Genomic DNA, 16,050 nt, shown 5'->3' on the forward strand with positions numbered 1-16,050 from the left:
AATTTTCATTGACAGCCTTATTCGATAATGATTATCATTTAAATCACTCACCGACACCACGGAATCAAGAATATGAACGCACCATTTAGCTTATTTACACGTAACACCGATACTGCTCAATCTTTACCCATGCTTCATTCCAATAACCTGTTTGCACTGGGTCGCGAAATCCGCATTATGCATGCAGGAGAAGAATACCGCTTACGTTTGACACGAAACAATCGACTTATTCTCACCAAGTAATAAGACCAATCTTAAAAAAACAGTGTCATATAATAATAAACGTGGGAACAAGCAGCATATCTGAGCAATGTGCTGCTTTTTTATTGTGGCAGTTCAATTCGCACCTGCAATCCACCTTGCGTTGCCTGCTGAAAATCGACCGTTCCTTGATGCAAAGCGATAATTTTTTTCACAATCGACAAGCCCAAGCCTGAACCCTGAGTCGTATTGCCAAGCACCCGAAAAAATCGCTCTCCCAATCGAGTCAAGATTGCCTCATCAACCCCCTGACCATTGTCAGCAATACTGATGATAACATGATGATCTTTTTGCAAAAGCTCAATAAAAATCGTGCCATGTTCAGGGACATAGCGGGCTGCATTATCAAGCAAATTACGCACAGCACTAAATAAAAGTTCTTGGTTGCCCATTAAGATCAGACGCTCAGGTAAATGAGCATCTAGCGATATCTTCTTCTGTAACAAGTAGGGCTGGATACTCTCGAAAGCTTGCTGCAACAACTGCACAAGATCAAGTTCTTGCTTGGGCAATTGTGTGGCATGAGTGGGGTCAAGTCGAGCCAGCAACAATAAATTTTCCAAGACCTGTGTCGTTCGCTGAATATCTTGCTGAATAGGCTGTAAATCCTGCCCTAAAGAGGCAACCTGTTGGTATTTTCGCTGTAGCACCTGTAAACGCATACTCATTGCAGATAAAGGCGAACGCAACTCATGTGAAGCATCTGCAGTAAAACGCTGCTCTGCATGTAAAGCCCGTTGTAGTTGTTCAAACAACTGATTCAGTGCCGTCAGTAAAGGCTGAATTTCGGTCGGAGTAGACTGAAGATCAATCGGACTTAAATCCTGTGAATTTTTTGCCACAATCTGTTGACGAACCTGATGCAAACTTTGAAAGCTACGCTGAATCCCTCGATGCATCATCCACCACTGTGCTGTCCACAGAAACACCAAAACCGCAGCATATAAAGCAATGGTCTGGAAAAAATCTTCAAAACGCTCAAATACAGGCTGAACCACCACGACCGTCAAATGCCGCTGCCGATCCTGCTGCACATAGCAACGCCATAGTTGATGCTGTTGCCAATGCCAGCCGTACCCCTGTTGCCAAGCACCTTGGAACAAAATGGGCTGATAGTCTGTGGAATGGGTCAATAACTGAGTACCTAAGCGCATCTCATATTGCAAATCAAACTCATCACTGAGTTCATCGAGTTGTTGACCTGAAACACGCGATAAATCCGAGATGAGCAGCATATCTGAAACTTCATCCATCAGATCATCATGCATTTGCATACTTTGATAAATACTATGAGCAATCAATAAGATAAAAGCAATCACACCCGCCATCATACTGCTGCGTAATATGCTGCGAATCAATTGACGTTGTAATGAACCTTGCGGCAAGCTCATGACAACAGATCTCCCATGCGATAACCTAAACCACGTAAGGTCACAATACTTTGACTACCCAGTTTTTTACGCAGTTGATAAATAAAGACTTCAATGGTATTGCTTCCTGTCTCATCACCCCATGCATAAATTGATTCTTCTAACTGCTCACGGGTCACAATATGCTGTGGCTGCTGCATGAGACGCTGTAAAATCTGAAATTCTTTGGCAGTCAGTTCACATGGCTGCCCATGTTGGTAGACCATTTTGCTAGATAAATCGAGACGTAAATCACCATAACTCAGTTGATCATTGCGCTGTTGCTGCCGTTGGCGTAGTTGCGCACGAACTCGGGCAGACAACTCCTCCAGACTAAAGGGTTTGACCAAATAATCATTTGCACCCAGATCCAGCCCTGCGACCCGATCCTCGATTGCATCTTGAGCGGTAATTAGAATCACAGGGACTGCATTGTATTGTTGACGCAAAGCCTGAATAACCTGATCACCTGTCAGTTTTGGCAAACCACGATCAAGCAAAATACAAGCATATTCATGAGTTTGTATCGCCTGTAGCGCATAGTCTCCACGTGCAACCCAGTCAACCGTGTAACCATCCATTTCGAGCCAAGTTTGTAGACTTTCTGCCTGAGAGGCATCATCTTCCACCAATAAAATACGCATATCATGATCTGCCAAAATCAAAAAATCACCCAGCCAAGTACAGCAACAGGGTGATCTGTTTAAAGATCAGAATTGGACACGATCTACATCAATTTCAACCCGTTTAATCGGCTTGTAGTCAATATCCACTTCACCAAAAATGACAACAGGTGTTGTTGCTGAAATGGCTTTACCTTGCCAAAGCTCATCATCAATATCGACAGTGATGTGCCCTGTCTGATCGCGAAATTCATACTTTTCATTGCCTAATGCTTTGGTGATATAGCCTTTTAACTGTACCAGTTGATCATCGCGTGCAAGCAATGCTTGTTTAACATGGCTGACTTGGGTTTGCTGTAAAGCTGCCTGATTAACGGGATTGGCTAAACTGACACTACTGACTGAAATGGCAACTGCACAACCAAGATAAGATAATGTTTTCATGAAGATTCTCCTTCTATGTCTTGTTCTATTGTGATTACAACAGAACAAGATGAGTTGAATCTTAAGATGATTTTGATTGAGATTTAGCTCAGTGGTACAACCCGTAGAACCTCTTCAAGTGAAGTGATTCCCGCAACAACTTTACGTGCTCCTGCAATACGCAAAGGTTCAACACCTTCTTTTTTTGACTGAAAACGTAAAGCATTTAAAGGGACATTTTCACTGATCATTTGCTTGAGTTGCAAACTGATTGGCATGAACTCATAGATCCCGACACGTCCTTTATAACCCGTATAACGGCAAGCTTCACAGCCCACAGGGACATATGAGGTCGCAGGAACATCTACTGTATAATCAACGGTAAGATGTAACCACTGCTGCTCGTTGGTAGGTGCTCTTTGCTTGCATTGTGGACAGAGTTTACGCACCAAACGCTGTGCCAAAATACCCAATAACGTTGCTGAAGATAAAAATGGCTGCACACCTAAATCATGCAAACGGGTCAAACTCGAAGGCGCATCATTGGTATGTAAGGTTGAAAGTACCAAGTGACCTGTCAATGCCGCCTGAATTGCCATATCGGCAGTGTCTTGGTCACGCACCTCACCCACCATAATAATATCGGGGTCTTGACGCATCAATGCTCGAATGCCATCCGCAAAACCCAGTTCAATGCCATGATTGACCTGCATCTGATTAAAGCTACCCTCGATCATTTCAATCGGATCTTCAATGGTACAGACATTGACTTCATCAGTTGCCAACTGCTTTAGCGTTGAATATAAGGTGGTGGTTTTACCCGAACCTGTTGGCCCTGTCACCAAAATAATCCCATGACTATGCTGAGTGAGTTCATTCCATTGATTCAATAATCTTCCATCAAACCCCAACTGTTCAAAACTACGTACCAAGACTTCGGGGTCAAAAATACGCATCACCATTTTTTCACCAAATGCGGTGGGCAAAGTGGCTAAACGAAGCTCAGTTTCCAAGCCCCTTGGTGTACGGGTTTTTAAGCGACCATCCTGCGGTTTACGTTTCTCAGCAACATTCATCCGCCCTAAAATCTTAATCCGCGCAATTACTGCACCGAGTGTATTTGAGGGCATTTTATAAATGGTATGTAAAATCCCATCGATACGGAAACGAACTTTACTGTCTTCACGACGTGGTTCAAGGTGAATATCACTTGCCCCTTGCTCAAAGGCAAACTGTAAAATCCAGTCCACCAATTTTACAATATGCTGATCATTGGCATCGGGGTTCTGGGTCACCTCTCCGAGTTGCAATAATGCTTCGACACCTCGACTATCACGTTCATAACCCTGATTTTTTTGGGATGAATTGACTGCCCGACTCACTTGATAATATTCAGAGAGATAACGCTGTAACTGTTCAGGACTTAAGAAAACGCGTTGAATTTTTTTGGGCTTTAAGCCTTTTTCTAAATATCCAATCCAATCGGTTAAAAAAGGTTGATCTGTTCCAATCAGAACTTCAGTATCATTGACCTCAACGGCCAAAATATGATTGCGCACTGCAAACTCTTGCGACATGACGGCAGTGAGTGCCGAAACATCTGCTTTAAGCGGATCAATCACATAAAATGGCAGATTCGATTTTTCCGAAAGCCATTTGCACAATAAGTTTAATGTCAGTTTCTGCTGCTGATTACGTTGGTTGGTTAAATCAAACTGAGCAATCCATTGCAATGGATGCCACGATAACTGGTTCTTACTCCGATGGGTGGTTTGCACCAACGCTTTATCGCGCTCAGTAATCATTTCATCCCAAAGCAACTGATCCAAGCACCATGTCAAATCGATTGAATAAGAAAATTGTTGTAAACGCTGATTTGACTGCATCGCAAGCCTCAAAACATATGATTATGATTTTATAACGCGTATCTTAGCACTTTCATGCCAGCACATTAATGATCTGCAATAAAACTATCTTTTTAAAAAGTATTTATCTGCTGCCATATGCAATCAACTCAACAATCACAATTTCTGTCGCTTTGACCTGAAACCGAACATTTAAATCTGCAAAATGCAGTCCATAGACCCGTTCAGGATCATCTTGATAGGCAGGACGTGGGTCGAGTGCCAAGACCTGTTCAATCTCCTGATACAGTTGAGATGAACCTAATCCATTTTCAGTAAGTTGAATACGCTGTGATAATGCTATTTCAGACCACACCACCTGATTGAGTACTGGTGCTTCGCGAGCATAACCACTTTGCGCATCAGCAATCGCATCGGAATAAGCAATATACGGCTTAATGTCCACAATTGGGGTTCCATCGACCAGATCAGCACCCGACACATACACACGTAATTGACCATCAACCTGTTCAATGCGTTTAAAACGCACAACGGATAAACCAATCGGCGCAGGTCGGTACATACTACGCGAAGCAAATACCCCAATTTTTTGGTTGCCACCCAATCTTGGCGGGCGAATTTGTGGTCGAAAACCATCAAGCGGCTTATTGTGATGAAATTGCCACAACAGCCACAAATGACTAAATTCTTCGATGCCGACAAACGCAAGCGGATCATCATACGGGGCTTGCATCACAATATAAGATTCAACATCCACCAGATTCGGCTGACGTGGAATACCGAACTTTTCTTTGAACGGCGACTGCATGAAACCAATCACAGGAACTTGAAGCGGAGCGATCATCACTTTTTCTTATAAACACAATTAAATATATTCAGTTTATCGGCAATCATTTTAGATTAAAATACACCTCAGTTTTTATTATCCATATTGAGATTGCTTGAATGGCTGCTTTTAACGCTGAACGTGTAACACATGTTCACCATTGGAATGACACTTTATTTAGTTTTAAAACAACACGTGATCAAAGCCTGCGCTTTAAGAATGGTCAGTTTGTCATGATCGGTCTTGAAGTGAATGGCAAGCCGTTAATGCGTGCCTACTCAATTGCAAGTGCCAACTACGAAGAAGAGCTAGAGTTCTTCTCAATTAAAGTACAAGACGGTCCATTGACTTCGATTTTGCAAAAAATCCAAGTGGGCGATGAAATTTTAATTTCTAAAAAGCCAACAGGGACTTTAGTTCTTGATGACTTACTCCCAGGTAAAAACTTGTACCTTCTTTCTTCAGGTACAGGTTTGGCTCCATTCTTGTCTGTGATTCGTGATCCTGAAACCTATGAACGCTTTGAAAAAGTGATTGTGGTTCACGGTACACGTTTCATCAGTGAATTGGCTTACCAAGACTTGATCTTAGACGAATTGCCAAACAACGAATTCTTCGAAGAATTGGGCATTAAAGACAAATTGGTTTACTACCCAACTGTCACTCGTGAAGACTTCCATACTCAAGGTCGTGTAACCACTGCAATTGAGTCTGGTCAATTATTTGAGAAAATCGGTTTACCACGTTTCAACCCTGAAACTGACCGTGCAATGCTGTGTGGTAGCCCGCACTTCCTGAAAGACGTTGCCGCGCTTCTTGACCAACATGGTTTGAAAGAATCTCCACGTATGGGCGAAATGGGCGATTACGTGATTGAACGTGCTTTCGTAGAAAAATAATTCTACGGTACGCTGAAAAACCGAAGCGCCATGCTTCGGTTTTTTTATTGGAATGCCTTGAGAAACCTGACATCTGCTTGAAAAAAGCTTGTCGATCTCGGCATTTTTCTGCACAATTCTTGCTTTCGTTTTTAGCATAGCCGTAGCCAAATGAGTTTGCCATTCCCTCTCATCCAGCAAATAGATGCCTTATTGCCACAAACCCAATGCGGCTTATGTGGACATCGTGATGGATGTTTGCCCTATGCCAAAGCAATTAGTGAAGGTGAAGAAGCCAACAAATGCGTCCCTGGCGGTCAACCTGTTGCCGATGCCATTTCACAGCTACTCAATCGCCCTTTGCTCAAAGCCGAAGAAAGTGTTTGGGATATTCAGGCAGATGGTCGACCTCAGCGCATGAAAGCGGTAATTCGTGAAGATGAATGTATTGGCTGTACCAAATGTATGAGTGCCTGCCCTGTCGATGCGATTATTGGCAGTGGTAAATTAATGCACAGCATTCTAAGTGATCTGTGTACAGGTTGTGAATTGTGTATTCCACCCTGTCCTGTCGACTGCATTGACTTAATCGAAGATACGCAAGCTTTACCGACAGCAGCACAGCAAACCGAACAGCAAGATGATCTACGCTATCGTTATTATGCCCATATCTACCGTGAAGAGCAGCGTCATAGTAAACGTAAAGGCCCTATTGTTCGTGCAGCGATTGATAGCGAACTCTTCGTGCAGTTTTCAAGCTACTTAAATAGCGTACCCACCATTCAGCGTATTGAAAAATCGGCTGAACAAGATTTGGTTGCCGATGCTAAAACCACTATTGAACTGGCGAAACTACGCACTCAAATTAAGAAGCTTGAAAAACAGCTCAGCGTACGCGACAACCCAGCAAAACGTGAACAACTTGATCAGCTCACTGCTGAGTTAAATGCACTGCAAGGTGAAGGCTAATGTCCAGTAAGAACATGACCAAAAAGCAGGTTCAAACTTTTTTTGAACGGTTACGTGAACAGCGTCCTGAACCAACGACTGAACTCAATTTTTCATCGCCTTTTGAATTGCTTATTGCGGTCATGCTCTCAGCTCAAGCCACCGATGTCAGTGTGAATAAAGCCACCGATAAACTTTATCCTGTTGCCAATACGCCTGAACAGATTTTGGCGCTAGGCTTAGAAGGTTTAAAAAGCTATATCAGAACCATTGGCTTATATAATTCAAAAGCTGAAAACGTGATCAAGACCTGTGAAATTTTAATCGGTCAACATCACAGCCAAGTTCCAGATAATCGAAAAGATTTGGAAGCACTTCCAGGGGTTGGACGTAAAACAGCCAATGTGGTGCTCAATACGGCTTTTGGGCAACCCACTATGGCAGTAGATACCCACATTTTCCGTTTGGGCAATCGTACAGGTTTGGCGGTTGGAAAAAATGTGCTTGAAGTTGAGCAACGCTTAATTAAAGTCATTCCAAAAGAATTTATGTTAGATGCCCATCACTGGTTGATTTTACATGGTCGTTACTGCTGTGTCGCACGTAAACCTAAATGTGGTGAATGTGTGGTTTCCGATGTATGTAACTGGTCAGATCGTTTCGACTTTGGTGCGGTCAAACCTGTAAAGCCTAAACAAGAAGATTGATTTTAATTCGTCATACTAAGCATCAATTTTAAATTAGCGCTTCTTTTTAGATGGCATTATTTTCTTGGTTGGTTGAGGTTTAGATGCCTGCTTATGCTCTTTTACCACATCATTGAGCATTTTCTTGCTTTGTAATATTAAAAAGATTAACCCTGCCAAACTTATAACCACTAAAGCAATGAGTGCCAATTTTAACATCATGTGCGATTTTCTCCTCTATAAAAAAAGAGCCTACGAGATTTGTAGGCTCTTTATTTTTTTAAATCAATTATTTCGCTTGATCTAAAATCGCGAACAAATCAGTTTGAACATTGTCAATTGGGCGTAAGCCATTCAATTTGTCATAGCTTGGGGCATTTTCACCAGAAGCTGCACGACCTTGATAGAAGCCAACCAATTGTTCAGTTTCTGCATGATAAGCAGCCAAACGTTTACGAATGGTTTCTTCTTGATCGTCGGGACGTTGAACAAGATCTTCACCAGTTTCGTCATCTTTACCTTCCACTTTTGGTGGGTTATAGACAACGTGGTACACACGACCCGATGCAGGGTGCTGACGGCGACCAGAAAGACGGTTGATGATTTCTTCGTCTGCGACATCAATTTCAATCACGTGATCGATGTTAATGCCTTCTTTCTCTAGCGCTTCTGCTTGAGGAATCGTACGAGGGAAACCGTCAAAAATACAGCCATTGACACAATCAGGCTGGGCAATACGCTCTTTGACTAAGCCGATAATTAAATCGTCAGAAACCAAACCACCAGATTCCATTACACTTTTCGCTTTCAACCCTAATTCGGTTCCTTCACGAATCGCTGCACGGAGCATATCGCCAGTTGAAATTTGTGGGATATCATAGCGCTTACAGATCAACTGAGCTTGAGTACCTTTACCTGCGCCAGGTGGTCCGAGTAAGATAATGCGCATCTAATAAATCCTCATCTAAAATGAAAACAGTCTTAACCTGTCCAAAGATTTTAAATCTCTGAAACTGTTAAGTATTATAAAAAAGCAACAAACAAATGTATTGTACCAGCAATAAAGCCAGTCACCCCCCCCAATACAATCAAAATCCACTCATCCTCTTTAAACGCGGGACGTAACAAATTCTGGAACTCGCTTGGAGTTAGATCACGAATACGATCTCGAAACATTTGAAATATTTTACGTGCACGGCTCGCATTAAATGCAGGGTCGCTTACAGGTACCATCGTAATTTCAATTGAGCGGTCAATCAAGTCTGTTTTTAACTTGGCGTACTCTCTTGGCCCTAAAGACAATTGCAATGTGGTACGAACCAAAGGCGTGTCCATAATCTGATTGACATGCTGTTTAACAAGGCGTCGGGTTTTGTCTTTATGATGACCATACATCATTTCAGTCATGATGGTTTTTAAAGTAATTAACTCTTCAGTCACCACTTTAGCAAAAACATCGGACACTTCTTCCTGACGTTTCATGAATGCACCTTGAATATTATATGTCCCAATCCGAGGAATCACAGGCACAATCCATGGAAATTGGTGATTGTGGGTGCGGCGGAAAAATTGTGGATAGCGAACGTAATGTGGATAGAGCGGATTAAACACCATCCAGATCGCAATCCAGTTGGTCAGAAAACCCCAAATGGATGCCCAAAATGGGACTGTCCAGTGCCAAGGCACCAAGAACCAAACCACCATTTGAAATAAACCAAACACACAACCAATCAAGGCACTAATATGCCAGATGAAATTAATTTCTTTTTGGCCAACCTTCAGGAACATGCGAACCATAAGCTTGGGATCAGCTTCCATTTGGCTAACGACCATTTCACGCATATCGACCAGTGATTCGACATTGTAAGTCAGCTCAGTGACCAAATGCTCAAGAACGGCAGGCAACTGTTTATGTCCCTGATCATAAATACGACGACGAATGGAATACGGAATATTTTCCCAAAGCACAGGATTGCGCTCCAGCATGATCTCATCAATCAGATTTTCCAGTTCATGATTGACTTGTTCCCCAATAATTTTTGCCATTTCCTCAGGATCCATTGCCTGAAGAAACTCACTGAGTGAACCAATTTTTTTTAAGGTGTTATCTGTGATAATGCCTGAAATTCGACCCGCTTTACGTGGCACAATGCCTTGCCAACCAATGGGTAAATTGCCAAGATGAAAACCAAAAAACTGAATCGGATAGAACACCATTTTGAGTGCCATCCAGACATGTGCCCATGTTACAAATGCAGTCACAGGGATAATACTTATCACCGCCCAGTGATCAGGACGATGCATAAAAACTTGCCACAAATGACTAATAAATTCGAACATGCATGCTCTCGTACGCTATGACTTCAGGAGTTCAATAGAAAATGGCCATTTTGAACGAATACAATTGCTTAAAATATACCAAATTTGTAAGACCGTAATTTTACCACTTCACAAGCGTGATTTTTAAATATTGTTCTAGCATGCACTGTAGCAGATTTTCAGCTTGCACTGTAGCCAGATTGACAGAAAAACTGCTGTCAAATCAGTCAAACTACAAGTTTTACACAGAATGGGTAAAATACCTGCGACTTTCATTGTCTGGTTGAGTTAAAATAATCCGCCTTTAATTCTCCCCTCTGGCTGATTGACGATACGCATATGAAGCAACATTTTCCCTTAAAGAATGTTCAAGAAGAAAAACGCCTCTTTCGTAGCCGAATTTTTATTGCCATCGGGATCGTTTTCTTATGCTTTGCAACACTGATTGCACGTTACGTTTATTTGCAGATTTTTCATTATCAAGAATTCCAGACCGCATCTGACAATAACCGTATTCGTCTACAGCCTCTGCCCCCTGCACGTGGTTATATCTATGATCGTAATGGAATTTTACTGGCAGACAACTATCCTGTTTTTACTGCAACGATTAGCCGAGCCGATGTTGAAGATATTGATGATACCGTTAAAAAACTGATTCCTATTCTTGATCTGACCCAAGATGATATTGATCGCTTTAATAGCCGAATTAAAACAGCCAAAAAGACTGAACGAGTCGCACTTAAACTGAACTTGAATGAAGCCGAAATTGCCAAATTTAGTGAGGTCAAATACCAGTTTCCTGGCGTCAATATCGAAACACAAATGACGCGCTACTATCCTTACGGCGAATTATTTGCCCATGTGATTGGTTATGTGGGGCGAATTAACGACCGTGAATTAAAAAATATTAATAAAGATGTTTATGCAGGAACCAACCTGATTGGGAAAATTGGGATTGAAAAATCTTATGAAGATTTACTGCATGGCACACCTGGCAATGAATCGGTGGAAGCCGATGCACATGGTAATGTCCTGCGCCACTTAGGTCGTAAAGATCCTGTTCGTGGTAATGACTTATATTTGTCGATTGACTATGGTTTACAAACAGTCGCTTCTGAACAACTGGCAGGTCGTCGTGGTGCAATCGTGGCCATGGATCCACGTACAGGTGAAATTTTGGCGATGGTGTCTAGCCCAAGTTTCAACCCGAATCTGTTTGTATCAGGGATTAGCACCAAAGACTATGTGGGACTGCGCGACAACCTTGACCAGCCACTTTATAACCGTGCTTTACAAGGGGTTTATCCACCAGGATCAACCATTAAGCCTGTTGAAGGACTTGGTGGTATCAATTATGGCGTGATTGACTGGTCAACCACCATTAATGACCCAGGTTATTTCCACTTGCCTGGCGACTCACATAAATTCCGTGACTGGAAAAAAACAGGACATGGGATTGTTGATCTCAACAAAGCTATTCAAGAATCTTGTGATACGTTCTTTTATATTTTAGCAAACCAGATGGGAATTGATCACATGAACTCATGGATGCGTCAGTTTGGTTTTGGAGAAAAGACGGGGATTGATCTGCCAAATGAAAGCTCAGGCTTATACCCAAACCCAGAGTGGAAAATGCGTACCCGTAAAGCCAAATGGCTCAAAGGTGAAACGATTTCGGTCAGTATTGGTCAAGGTGCATTTACCGCAACTCCAATTCAACTTGCGATGGCCATTTCGATCGTATCGAACCACGGTTATCATCTTATCCCGCATGTGGTAAGCAATACGCGTGGTGCCAAACCCTTTCCTGTACGTAATGCCCCTGATGGTCGTGTTCAGTTTAAAGGCACAGATGAAGACTGGAGCAGAATGCGTGATGCGATGGTCAATGTGATTAACTCAGGGACAGGTCGTGGTATTCGAACCAGTGCCTATCAAATCGCAGGAAAAACAGGGACTGCACAAGTTAAAAGTATTGCACAGGGTAAACGCTATAACGAAGCAATTTTGACAGAGCGTCAGCTTGACCATGGTTTATTTGTGGGGTTTGCTCCTGCTGAAAAGCCTGAAATTGCAATTTCAGTCATTTTAGAAAATGGTCGACATGGTGGTGCGGCAGCACAATTGGCTCGCCCTGTCTTTGACTATTGGATGGTTCAACGTAAAAACAATCCGATTCGACCAACCACACATCAAATCACAGGCAGCTTGATGACCGCAGGGATTCAGCCAAGCCAGTTACCAAGTGGACAAAGTATTTTACAAGCCGATCCAAATGCTGTTCCCAATAAGCAAAAAAATCAGCAGATGAAGAAACCTAATGCAGCGACTACTGCACCACAAGCTGAGATTACGGAATAATTATGAAAAATCAGTTACGTATTATTGGTGGAGAATGGAAACGTCGTCAATTAAGCTTTGCTTCAATTGATGGCTTACGCCCAACACCTGACCGTGTGCGTGAAACGCTGTTTAACTGGTTAATGTGGGATATTCAAAATGCGGTGGTGCTAGATGTCTGCACAGGTTCAGGTGCACTAGCTTTCGAAGCTTTATCGCGTGGGGCTGCACGAGTCATCATGATTGAACCTGATCGTACTCAGGCGAAATTCCTCAAAGACAACATTCAATTGCTCAAAGCTGAAAACTGTCAGCTTTATAGCAATACTGCGCAAAGTGTTTTACCCAAGCTCAATCAAGCATTTGATCTGGTTTTTCTTGATCCGCCTTATAGCTTGGATTTGTGGCAGGAATTGGCTGAACTTGCTGATGTCCATTTAAAAGATCAGGGCTTGATTTATGTGGAAGCTGACCGAGCACTTAATAGTTTAAAGCTTCCCTCTTCATGGAAGCTCCTCAAGCAAACCAAAGCAGGTCAGGTTCAAGCGGGTTTATTTCAAAAACAGCTTTGATTATATCTCACTGACTTCCTCCTGATCAGGAGGATCATCACGGCGCAAGTCCTCTGCATAGGCAGTTTCACGGCGTGTCTGTTGTGGCTCATGTTCACGACCATCATCGTCATGAAAGCCATTTTCAATATGTAAGGGTTTCAGCGGTTCAGAAGATACAATCATGTGCTTGAGCTGCGTGGCATGGGCATGCGGCACCATACAGCCATTAAATGAAATCAAACACATCAGGCTAATCCAAAAATACTTCATGGCAAGCTTAATCAGCAGAATAGCATTGCGCTATTGTTAAAGAAGCGTCCTAAAAACTCTTGCTAAGTGATGTAAATTGAGCCGTGGTTTCACTGAAGTTTTGCAACTGATGAAAACATCATGTAAAAGCATGTGAAAAGTGATGCACTTCAGTAAAAAAGTTAAAGCAACAAATGACTTTAACTTTTCTTTGATATCTAAAAGACTAAATTACGCCAAGCCTAACAAACCAACCAGTGCCACCATGCCTGCTACGATTTTACGACCCTGCTCTGGAATATAACGCTCAAGCAAAGCGCCCACCCCCAAACCAATACCGTATAGCAACGCCATGGCAGTCACCATACCGAGCATCAACCCTGCCCAGTGCCCATGAGAACTCAGTTCAACGCCATGTGCCATACCGTGGAAAATCGCCAAAGCTGCTGTTGCCACAGGCATCATGACATTGTGCTTACGCCACAATGCTACAGCCAGCATCATTAACGATGCCACAATGCCATATTCTGCTACCGATGCACTAAATAGGTTTTGCGCACCAACTACAAAACCCATCAGTAAAGCAGCCACTAACGCAACTACACCCGACATTTGCGATTGGCGTTTGGTTTTCCAAAGTAATACACCCAGACCTGCCGCCATAGACATATGATCAAGCCCAGTAAATGGGTGAACAAAACCACTTAAAAAGCCAAGCTGTGGAAATTCATGCCCGGGGTGTGCCATCGCAAGTACAGGTAATGCGCTCAGGATCAAAGCACTGCTCAATGTTTTTAAAATTTTCATGCCATGACTCCTTATGATTTAAATAAACCTTGTTTCTCAATGAAGCTAATGATTTCTGCCAAACCATCTTGGGTTTTCATATTGGAAAATAAGAAAGGCTTCTCACCACGCATACGCTTGGCATCCTGATCCATCACATCCAAATTTGCACCAACCATTGGGGCGAGGTCAGTTTTATTAATAATCAGCAAATCTGACTTGGTAATGCCTGGCCCACCTTTACGTGGAATCTTCTCACCACCCGCCACATCAATCACATATAAAGTCAAATCAGACAATTCAGGGCTAAAGGTTGCTGCCAAGTTATCACCACCACTTTCGATGATGATCAGCTCCAAGCCATCGAATTTCTCACACAAGTCATCAATGGCTGCAAGATTAATCGATGCGTCTTCACGAATCGCAGTATGCGGGCAACCCCCCGTTTCCACGCCAACAATCCGCTCAGGATTCATGGCTTCATTACGGGTTAAAAAGTTCGAATCTTCTTTGGTATAAATGTCATTGGTCACAACTGCCATGTTGTATTTGTCACGTAAAGCACGGCATAAATTTAAGGTTAATGCGGTTTTGCCTGATCCCACTGGACCACCAATTCCAACACGCAATGGGCTACGTTCTGACATTTTTGTTTCCTTCTTAACGAATTGCACTCATAAAACAAGGCAATCTTTTTATGATCTAAATAATCGTGAATATTGGGTTTCATGCTGCATACTCAGCATGGCATAGTGTGGTAACGCGCTACTGATTTCATGATCTTGCAATTGCATGGCACGCTGTATGGCATCAGGAATCAGCCCATGCACATGCCATAAAATCCGCTGCCCTGCGATTTGTCCAAGTGGCACAGTTTTCACAGCAGCCAAGACCTGATTTTCCAGTACAGTAAAGGTATAAGCTGTCAGCACATCAACCAGTTCAAGTTCTAAGCGACCACAGAGCTGTGCATAGACAGGTACAAAACCCAACTGTTTTTTGACTTCCACAGGAATTTGCAGCACATCTTTAATCCATGCATTTAAAGAAAATGCCAGTTGCTGCGACTCTGCCAAAAATTCTTTGCTCTCTCGACTGGATCGGTACAGATTCGCCCATTGGTCAAACTGCTCTGTATCCGCATAACTCTGCATTAAGCGCTGTAACATTGGTAGTTCAAAACGCACCAGCAACATTTCAAGTACCTCTTCAAAGTACGCTTTACTACTGGCTTCATCCTGAATCAGCCCAATCTGAATGGCACTTTCTACACCTTGCGAATAGCAGTACGCACCGACTGGCAATGCAGTCGAAGACAGTGTCAATAACTTCAGCAGTTGCGCTGCATTAGTGATGGACATGATGTAAAGCCTTAATCGGGCTTAAACGATGATCATGGCTGTGCTGTGCATATGCCCCGCTTTCAGGTTCAAATGGATGCTCAACTTCATTCACTGCCAAACCTAAACCTTCCACCATTTCAGCCAAGACATGATCTGGCTCGAAATACAAAGCGGTTGGGGTCAACATCAGTGGCACATGACGGTTACCCAAATGATAAGCTGCCTTAAGCAAGTCAAACTGAGTCGGTGCAGTCACACACATCAATCGTTCAGCTTTGGCATCGACCCGTAAAATTTCACCGCTTGGCGTGGCAATCAATGAACCACTGCGTAAAATACCCGTGCGTGGCAAGTCCGCACCAATATCCGTTCCATTGTTTAATGTGGCACGAAAACGTGATTTCTGACGGGTATCAAAGCTCAGTTCCACCACCTCAAAAGGCTGTTCCACTGCGATATTGTCAAGACGTTGGGTATAAATTTTCATGTTGTCATACTCACTTTCCATGGCTTTTGTTCTTGCACAATATTGCAAAATTC

19 protein-coding genes are annotated in these 16,050 nt (G+C 42.8%); 6 read left to right on the plus strand and 13 right to left on the minus strand.

Annotated features, from left to right (window positions below; genetic code table 11):
• The first annotated feature begins 72 nt into the window (after window positions 1-72).
• On the plus strand, window positions 73-243 hold the full coding sequence (hemP, locus tag LVY74_RS05225) for a hemin uptake protein HemP (protein WP_111892798.1): 171 nt from the start codon (window positions 73-75) through the stop codon (window positions 241-243).
• Window positions 244-323: 80 nt separating this feature from the next.
• Here hemP and LVY74_RS05230 read toward each other — a convergent pair whose 3' ends face one another.
• The 5 genes from LVY74_RS05230 to tsaA all read right to left on the minus strand — a co-directional run bounded on the left by LVY74_RS05230 (window position 324) and on the right by tsaA (window position 5,425).
• Window positions 324-1,652 carry an ATP-binding protein gene (locus tag LVY74_RS05230; protein WP_237814150.1) on the minus strand — a complete coding sequence of 443 codons (1,329 nt, stop codon included), beginning with the start codon at window positions 1,650-1,652 and terminating at the stop codon, window positions 324-326.
• Window positions 1,649-2,314, minus strand: coding sequence for a response regulator (locus LVY74_RS05235; RefSeq protein ID WP_237814151.1), 666 nt, complete (start codon window positions 2,312-2,314; stop codon window positions 1,649-1,651). The genes LVY74_RS05230 and LVY74_RS05235 overlap by 4 nt, the downstream gene beginning before the upstream one ends.
• Before the next feature lie 66 nt (window positions 2,315-2,380).
• Window positions 2,381-2,737: a NirD/YgiW/YdeI family stress tolerance protein gene (locus LVY74_RS05240; RefSeq protein ID WP_237814152.1), complete on the minus strand. Its 357-nt coding sequence runs from the start codon at window positions 2,735-2,737 to the stop codon at window positions 2,381-2,383.
• A gap of 83 nt (window positions 2,738-2,820) precedes the next feature.
• The gene (locus LVY74_RS05245) at window positions 2,821-4,602 is read right to left on the minus strand and encodes a GspE/PulE family protein (RefSeq protein WP_237814153.1); all 1,782 of its coding nucleotides are present in this window, start codon (window positions 4,600-4,602) and stop codon (window positions 2,821-2,823) included.
• Between the two features lie 103 nt (window positions 4,603-4,705).
• Complete coding sequence (gene tsaA / locus LVY74_RS05250; RefSeq protein WP_237814154.1) at window positions 4,706-5,425, minus strand: tRNA (N6-threonylcarbamoyladenosine(37)-N6)-methyltransferase TrmO; 720 nt, start codon at window positions 5,423-5,425, stop codon at window positions 4,706-4,708.
• A 101-nt stretch (window positions 5,426-5,526) separates the two neighbouring features.
• Here tsaA and LVY74_RS05255 point away from each other — a divergent pair, with 101 nt between their 5' ends.
• From LVY74_RS05255 to nth, 3 genes are all read left to right on the plus strand, one after another.
• On the plus strand, window positions 5,527-6,306 hold the full coding sequence (locus tag LVY74_RS05255) for a ferredoxin--NADP reductase (RefSeq protein WP_237814155.1): 780 nt from the start codon (window positions 5,527-5,529) through the stop codon (window positions 6,304-6,306).
• 150 nt (window positions 6,307-6,456) lie between these two features.
• Window positions 6,457-7,254, plus strand: a complete 798-nt coding sequence (locus tag LVY74_RS05260) for an RnfABCDGE type electron transport complex subunit B (RefSeq protein WP_237814156.1) — start codon at window positions 6,457-6,459, stop codon at window positions 7,252-7,254.
• A complete protein-coding gene (nth, locus tag LVY74_RS05265) occupies window positions 7,254-7,940 on the plus strand; it encodes an endonuclease III (RefSeq protein WP_237814157.1) in 687 nt (228 codons plus the stop codon). The genes LVY74_RS05260 and nth overlap by 1 nt, the downstream gene beginning before the upstream one ends.
• A 33-nt stretch (window positions 7,941-7,973) precedes the next feature.
• On the opposite strand, the gene LVY74_RS05270 is transcribed toward nth, so the two are convergent.
• The 3 genes from LVY74_RS05270 to LVY74_RS05280 form a co-directional block, all read right to left on the minus strand.
• Window positions 7,974-8,141 carry a hypothetical protein gene (locus LVY74_RS05270; RefSeq protein WP_237814158.1) on the minus strand — a complete coding sequence of 56 codons (168 nt, stop codon included), beginning with the start codon at window positions 8,139-8,141 and terminating at the stop codon, window positions 7,974-7,976.
• A gap of 67 nt (window positions 8,142-8,208) precedes the next feature.
• Complete coding sequence (gene adk / locus LVY74_RS05275; RefSeq protein WP_237814159.1) at window positions 8,209-8,868, minus strand: adenylate kinase; 660 nt, start codon at window positions 8,866-8,868, stop codon at window positions 8,209-8,211.
• Window positions 8,869-8,942: 74 nt separating this feature from the next.
• A complete protein-coding gene (locus LVY74_RS05280) occupies window positions 8,943-10,259 on the minus strand; it encodes a hypothetical protein (protein ID WP_237814160.1) in 1,317 nt (438 codons plus the stop codon).
• A gap of 318 nt (window positions 10,260-10,577) precedes the next feature.
• On the opposite strand from LVY74_RS05280, the gene mrdA reads away from it, so the two are divergent.
• Complete coding sequence (gene mrdA / locus LVY74_RS05285; RefSeq protein WP_237814161.1) at window positions 10,578-12,599, plus strand: penicillin-binding protein 2; 2,022 nt, start codon at window positions 10,578-10,580, stop codon at window positions 12,597-12,599.
• Window positions 12,600-12,601: 2 nt separating this feature from the next.
• Window positions 12,602-13,150: a 16S rRNA (guanine(966)-N(2))-methyltransferase RsmD gene (gene rsmD / locus LVY74_RS05290; protein ID WP_237814162.1), complete on the plus strand. Its 549-nt coding sequence runs from the start codon at window positions 12,602-12,604 to the stop codon at window positions 13,148-13,150.
• Here the strand turns inward: rsmD and LVY74_RS05295 are convergent, their stop codons facing one another.
• The 5 genes from LVY74_RS05295 to ureE all read right to left on the minus strand — a co-directional run bounded on the left by LVY74_RS05295 (window position 13,151) and on the right by ureE (window position 15,997).
• Window positions 13,151-13,378, minus strand: coding sequence for a hypothetical protein (locus LVY74_RS05295; protein ID WP_237814163.1), 228 nt, complete (start codon window positions 13,376-13,378; stop codon window positions 13,151-13,153).
• 234 nt (window positions 13,379-13,612) lie between these two features.
• Window positions 13,613-14,188, minus strand: coding sequence for a HupE/UreJ family protein (locus LVY74_RS05300; protein WP_237814164.1), 576 nt, complete (start codon window positions 14,186-14,188; stop codon window positions 13,613-13,615).
• Window positions 14,189-14,199: 11 nt separating this feature from the next.
• Window positions 14,200-14,814: an urease accessory protein UreG gene (gene ureG / locus LVY74_RS05305; RefSeq protein WP_111892820.1), complete on the minus strand. Its 615-nt coding sequence runs from the start codon at window positions 14,812-14,814 to the stop codon at window positions 14,200-14,202.
• 48 nt (window positions 14,815-14,862) lie between these two features.
• Window positions 14,863-15,528, minus strand: coding sequence for an urease accessory protein UreF (locus LVY74_RS05310; RefSeq protein ID WP_237814165.1), 666 nt, complete (start codon window positions 15,526-15,528; stop codon window positions 14,863-14,865).
• Window positions 15,515-15,997: an urease accessory protein UreE gene (gene ureE / locus LVY74_RS05315; protein WP_237814166.1), complete on the minus strand. Its 483-nt coding sequence runs from the start codon at window positions 15,995-15,997 to the stop codon at window positions 15,515-15,517. The genes LVY74_RS05310 and ureE overlap by 14 nt, the downstream gene beginning before the upstream one ends.
• Window positions 15,998-16,050: the final 53 nt, after the last annotated feature.

This window comes from Acinetobacter sp. ME22 (assembly GCF_022012315.1).
Taxonomy (GTDB): Bacteria; Pseudomonadota; Gammaproteobacteria; order Pseudomonadales; family Moraxellaceae; genus Acinetobacter; species Acinetobacter brisouii_A.

Excerpts from the sequence above, each read along its gene's own strand:
- LVY74_RS05280 (WP_237814160.1), bottom strand. The coding sequence starts at position 10,259 with ATGTTCGAATTTATTAGTCATTTGTGGCAAGTTTTTATGCATCGTCCT.
- mrdA (WP_237814161.1), top strand. The coding sequence starts at position 10,578 with ATGAAGCAACATTTTCCCTTAAAGAATGTTCAAGAAGAAAAACGCCTC.
- LVY74_RS05245 (WP_237814153.1), bottom strand. The coding sequence starts at position 4,602 with ATGCAGTCAAATCAGCGTTTACAACAATTTTCTTATTCAATCGATTTG.
- LVY74_RS05230 (WP_237814150.1), bottom strand. The coding sequence starts at position 1,652 with ATGAGCTTGCCGCAAGGTTCATTACAACGTCAATTGATTCGCAGCATA.
- LVY74_RS05260 (WP_237814156.1), top strand. The coding sequence starts at position 6,457 with ATGAGTTTGCCATTCCCTCTCATCCAGCAAATAGATGCCTTATTGCCA.
- tsaA (WP_237814154.1), bottom strand. The coding sequence starts at position 5,425 with ATGATCGCTCCGCTTCAAGTTCCTGTGATTGGTTTCATGCAGTCGCCG.
- rsmD (WP_237814162.1), top strand. The coding sequence starts at position 12,602 with ATGAAAAATCAGTTACGTATTATTGGTGGAGAATGGAAACGTCGTCAA.
- LVY74_RS05240 (WP_237814152.1), bottom strand. The coding sequence starts at position 2,737 with ATGAAAACATTATCTTATCTTGGTTGTGCAGTTGCCATTTCAGTCAGT.
- LVY74_RS05255 (WP_237814155.1), top strand. The coding sequence starts at position 5,527 with ATGGCTGCTTTTAACGCTGAACGTGTAACACATGTTCACCATTGGAAT.
- hemP (WP_111892798.1), top strand. The coding sequence starts at position 73 with ATGAACGCACCATTTAGCTTATTTACACGTAACACCGATACTGCTCAA.
- ureE (WP_237814166.1), bottom strand. The coding sequence starts at position 15,997 with ATGAAAATTTATACCCAACGTCTTGACAATATCGCAGTGGAACAGCCT.
- nth (WP_237814157.1), top strand. The coding sequence starts at position 7,254 with ATGTCCAGTAAGAACATGACCAAAAAGCAGGTTCAAACTTTTTTTGAA.
- LVY74_RS05310 (WP_237814165.1), bottom strand. The coding sequence starts at position 15,528 with ATGTCCATCACTAATGCAGCGCAACTGCTGAAGTTATTGACACTGTCT.
- LVY74_RS05295 (WP_237814163.1), bottom strand. The coding sequence starts at position 13,378 with ATGTGTTTGATTTCATTTAATGGCTGTATGGTGCCGCATGCCCATGCC.
- adk (WP_237814159.1), bottom strand. The coding sequence starts at position 8,868 with ATGCGCATTATCTTACTCGGACCACCTGGCGCAGGTAAAGGTACTCAA.
- LVY74_RS05300 (WP_237814164.1), bottom strand. The coding sequence starts at position 14,188 with ATGAAAATTTTAAAAACATTGAGCAGTGCTTTGATCCTGAGCGCATTA.
- ureG (WP_111892820.1), bottom strand. The coding sequence starts at position 14,814 with ATGTCAGAACGTAGCCCATTGCGTGTTGGAATTGGTGGTCCAGTGGGA.
- LVY74_RS05270 (WP_237814158.1), bottom strand. The coding sequence starts at position 8,141 with ATGATGTTAAAATTGGCACTCATTGCTTTAGTGGTTATAAGTTTGGCA.
- LVY74_RS05235 (WP_237814151.1), bottom strand. The coding sequence starts at position 2,314 with ATGCGTATTTTATTGGTGGAAGATGATGCCTCTCAGGCAGAAAGTCTA.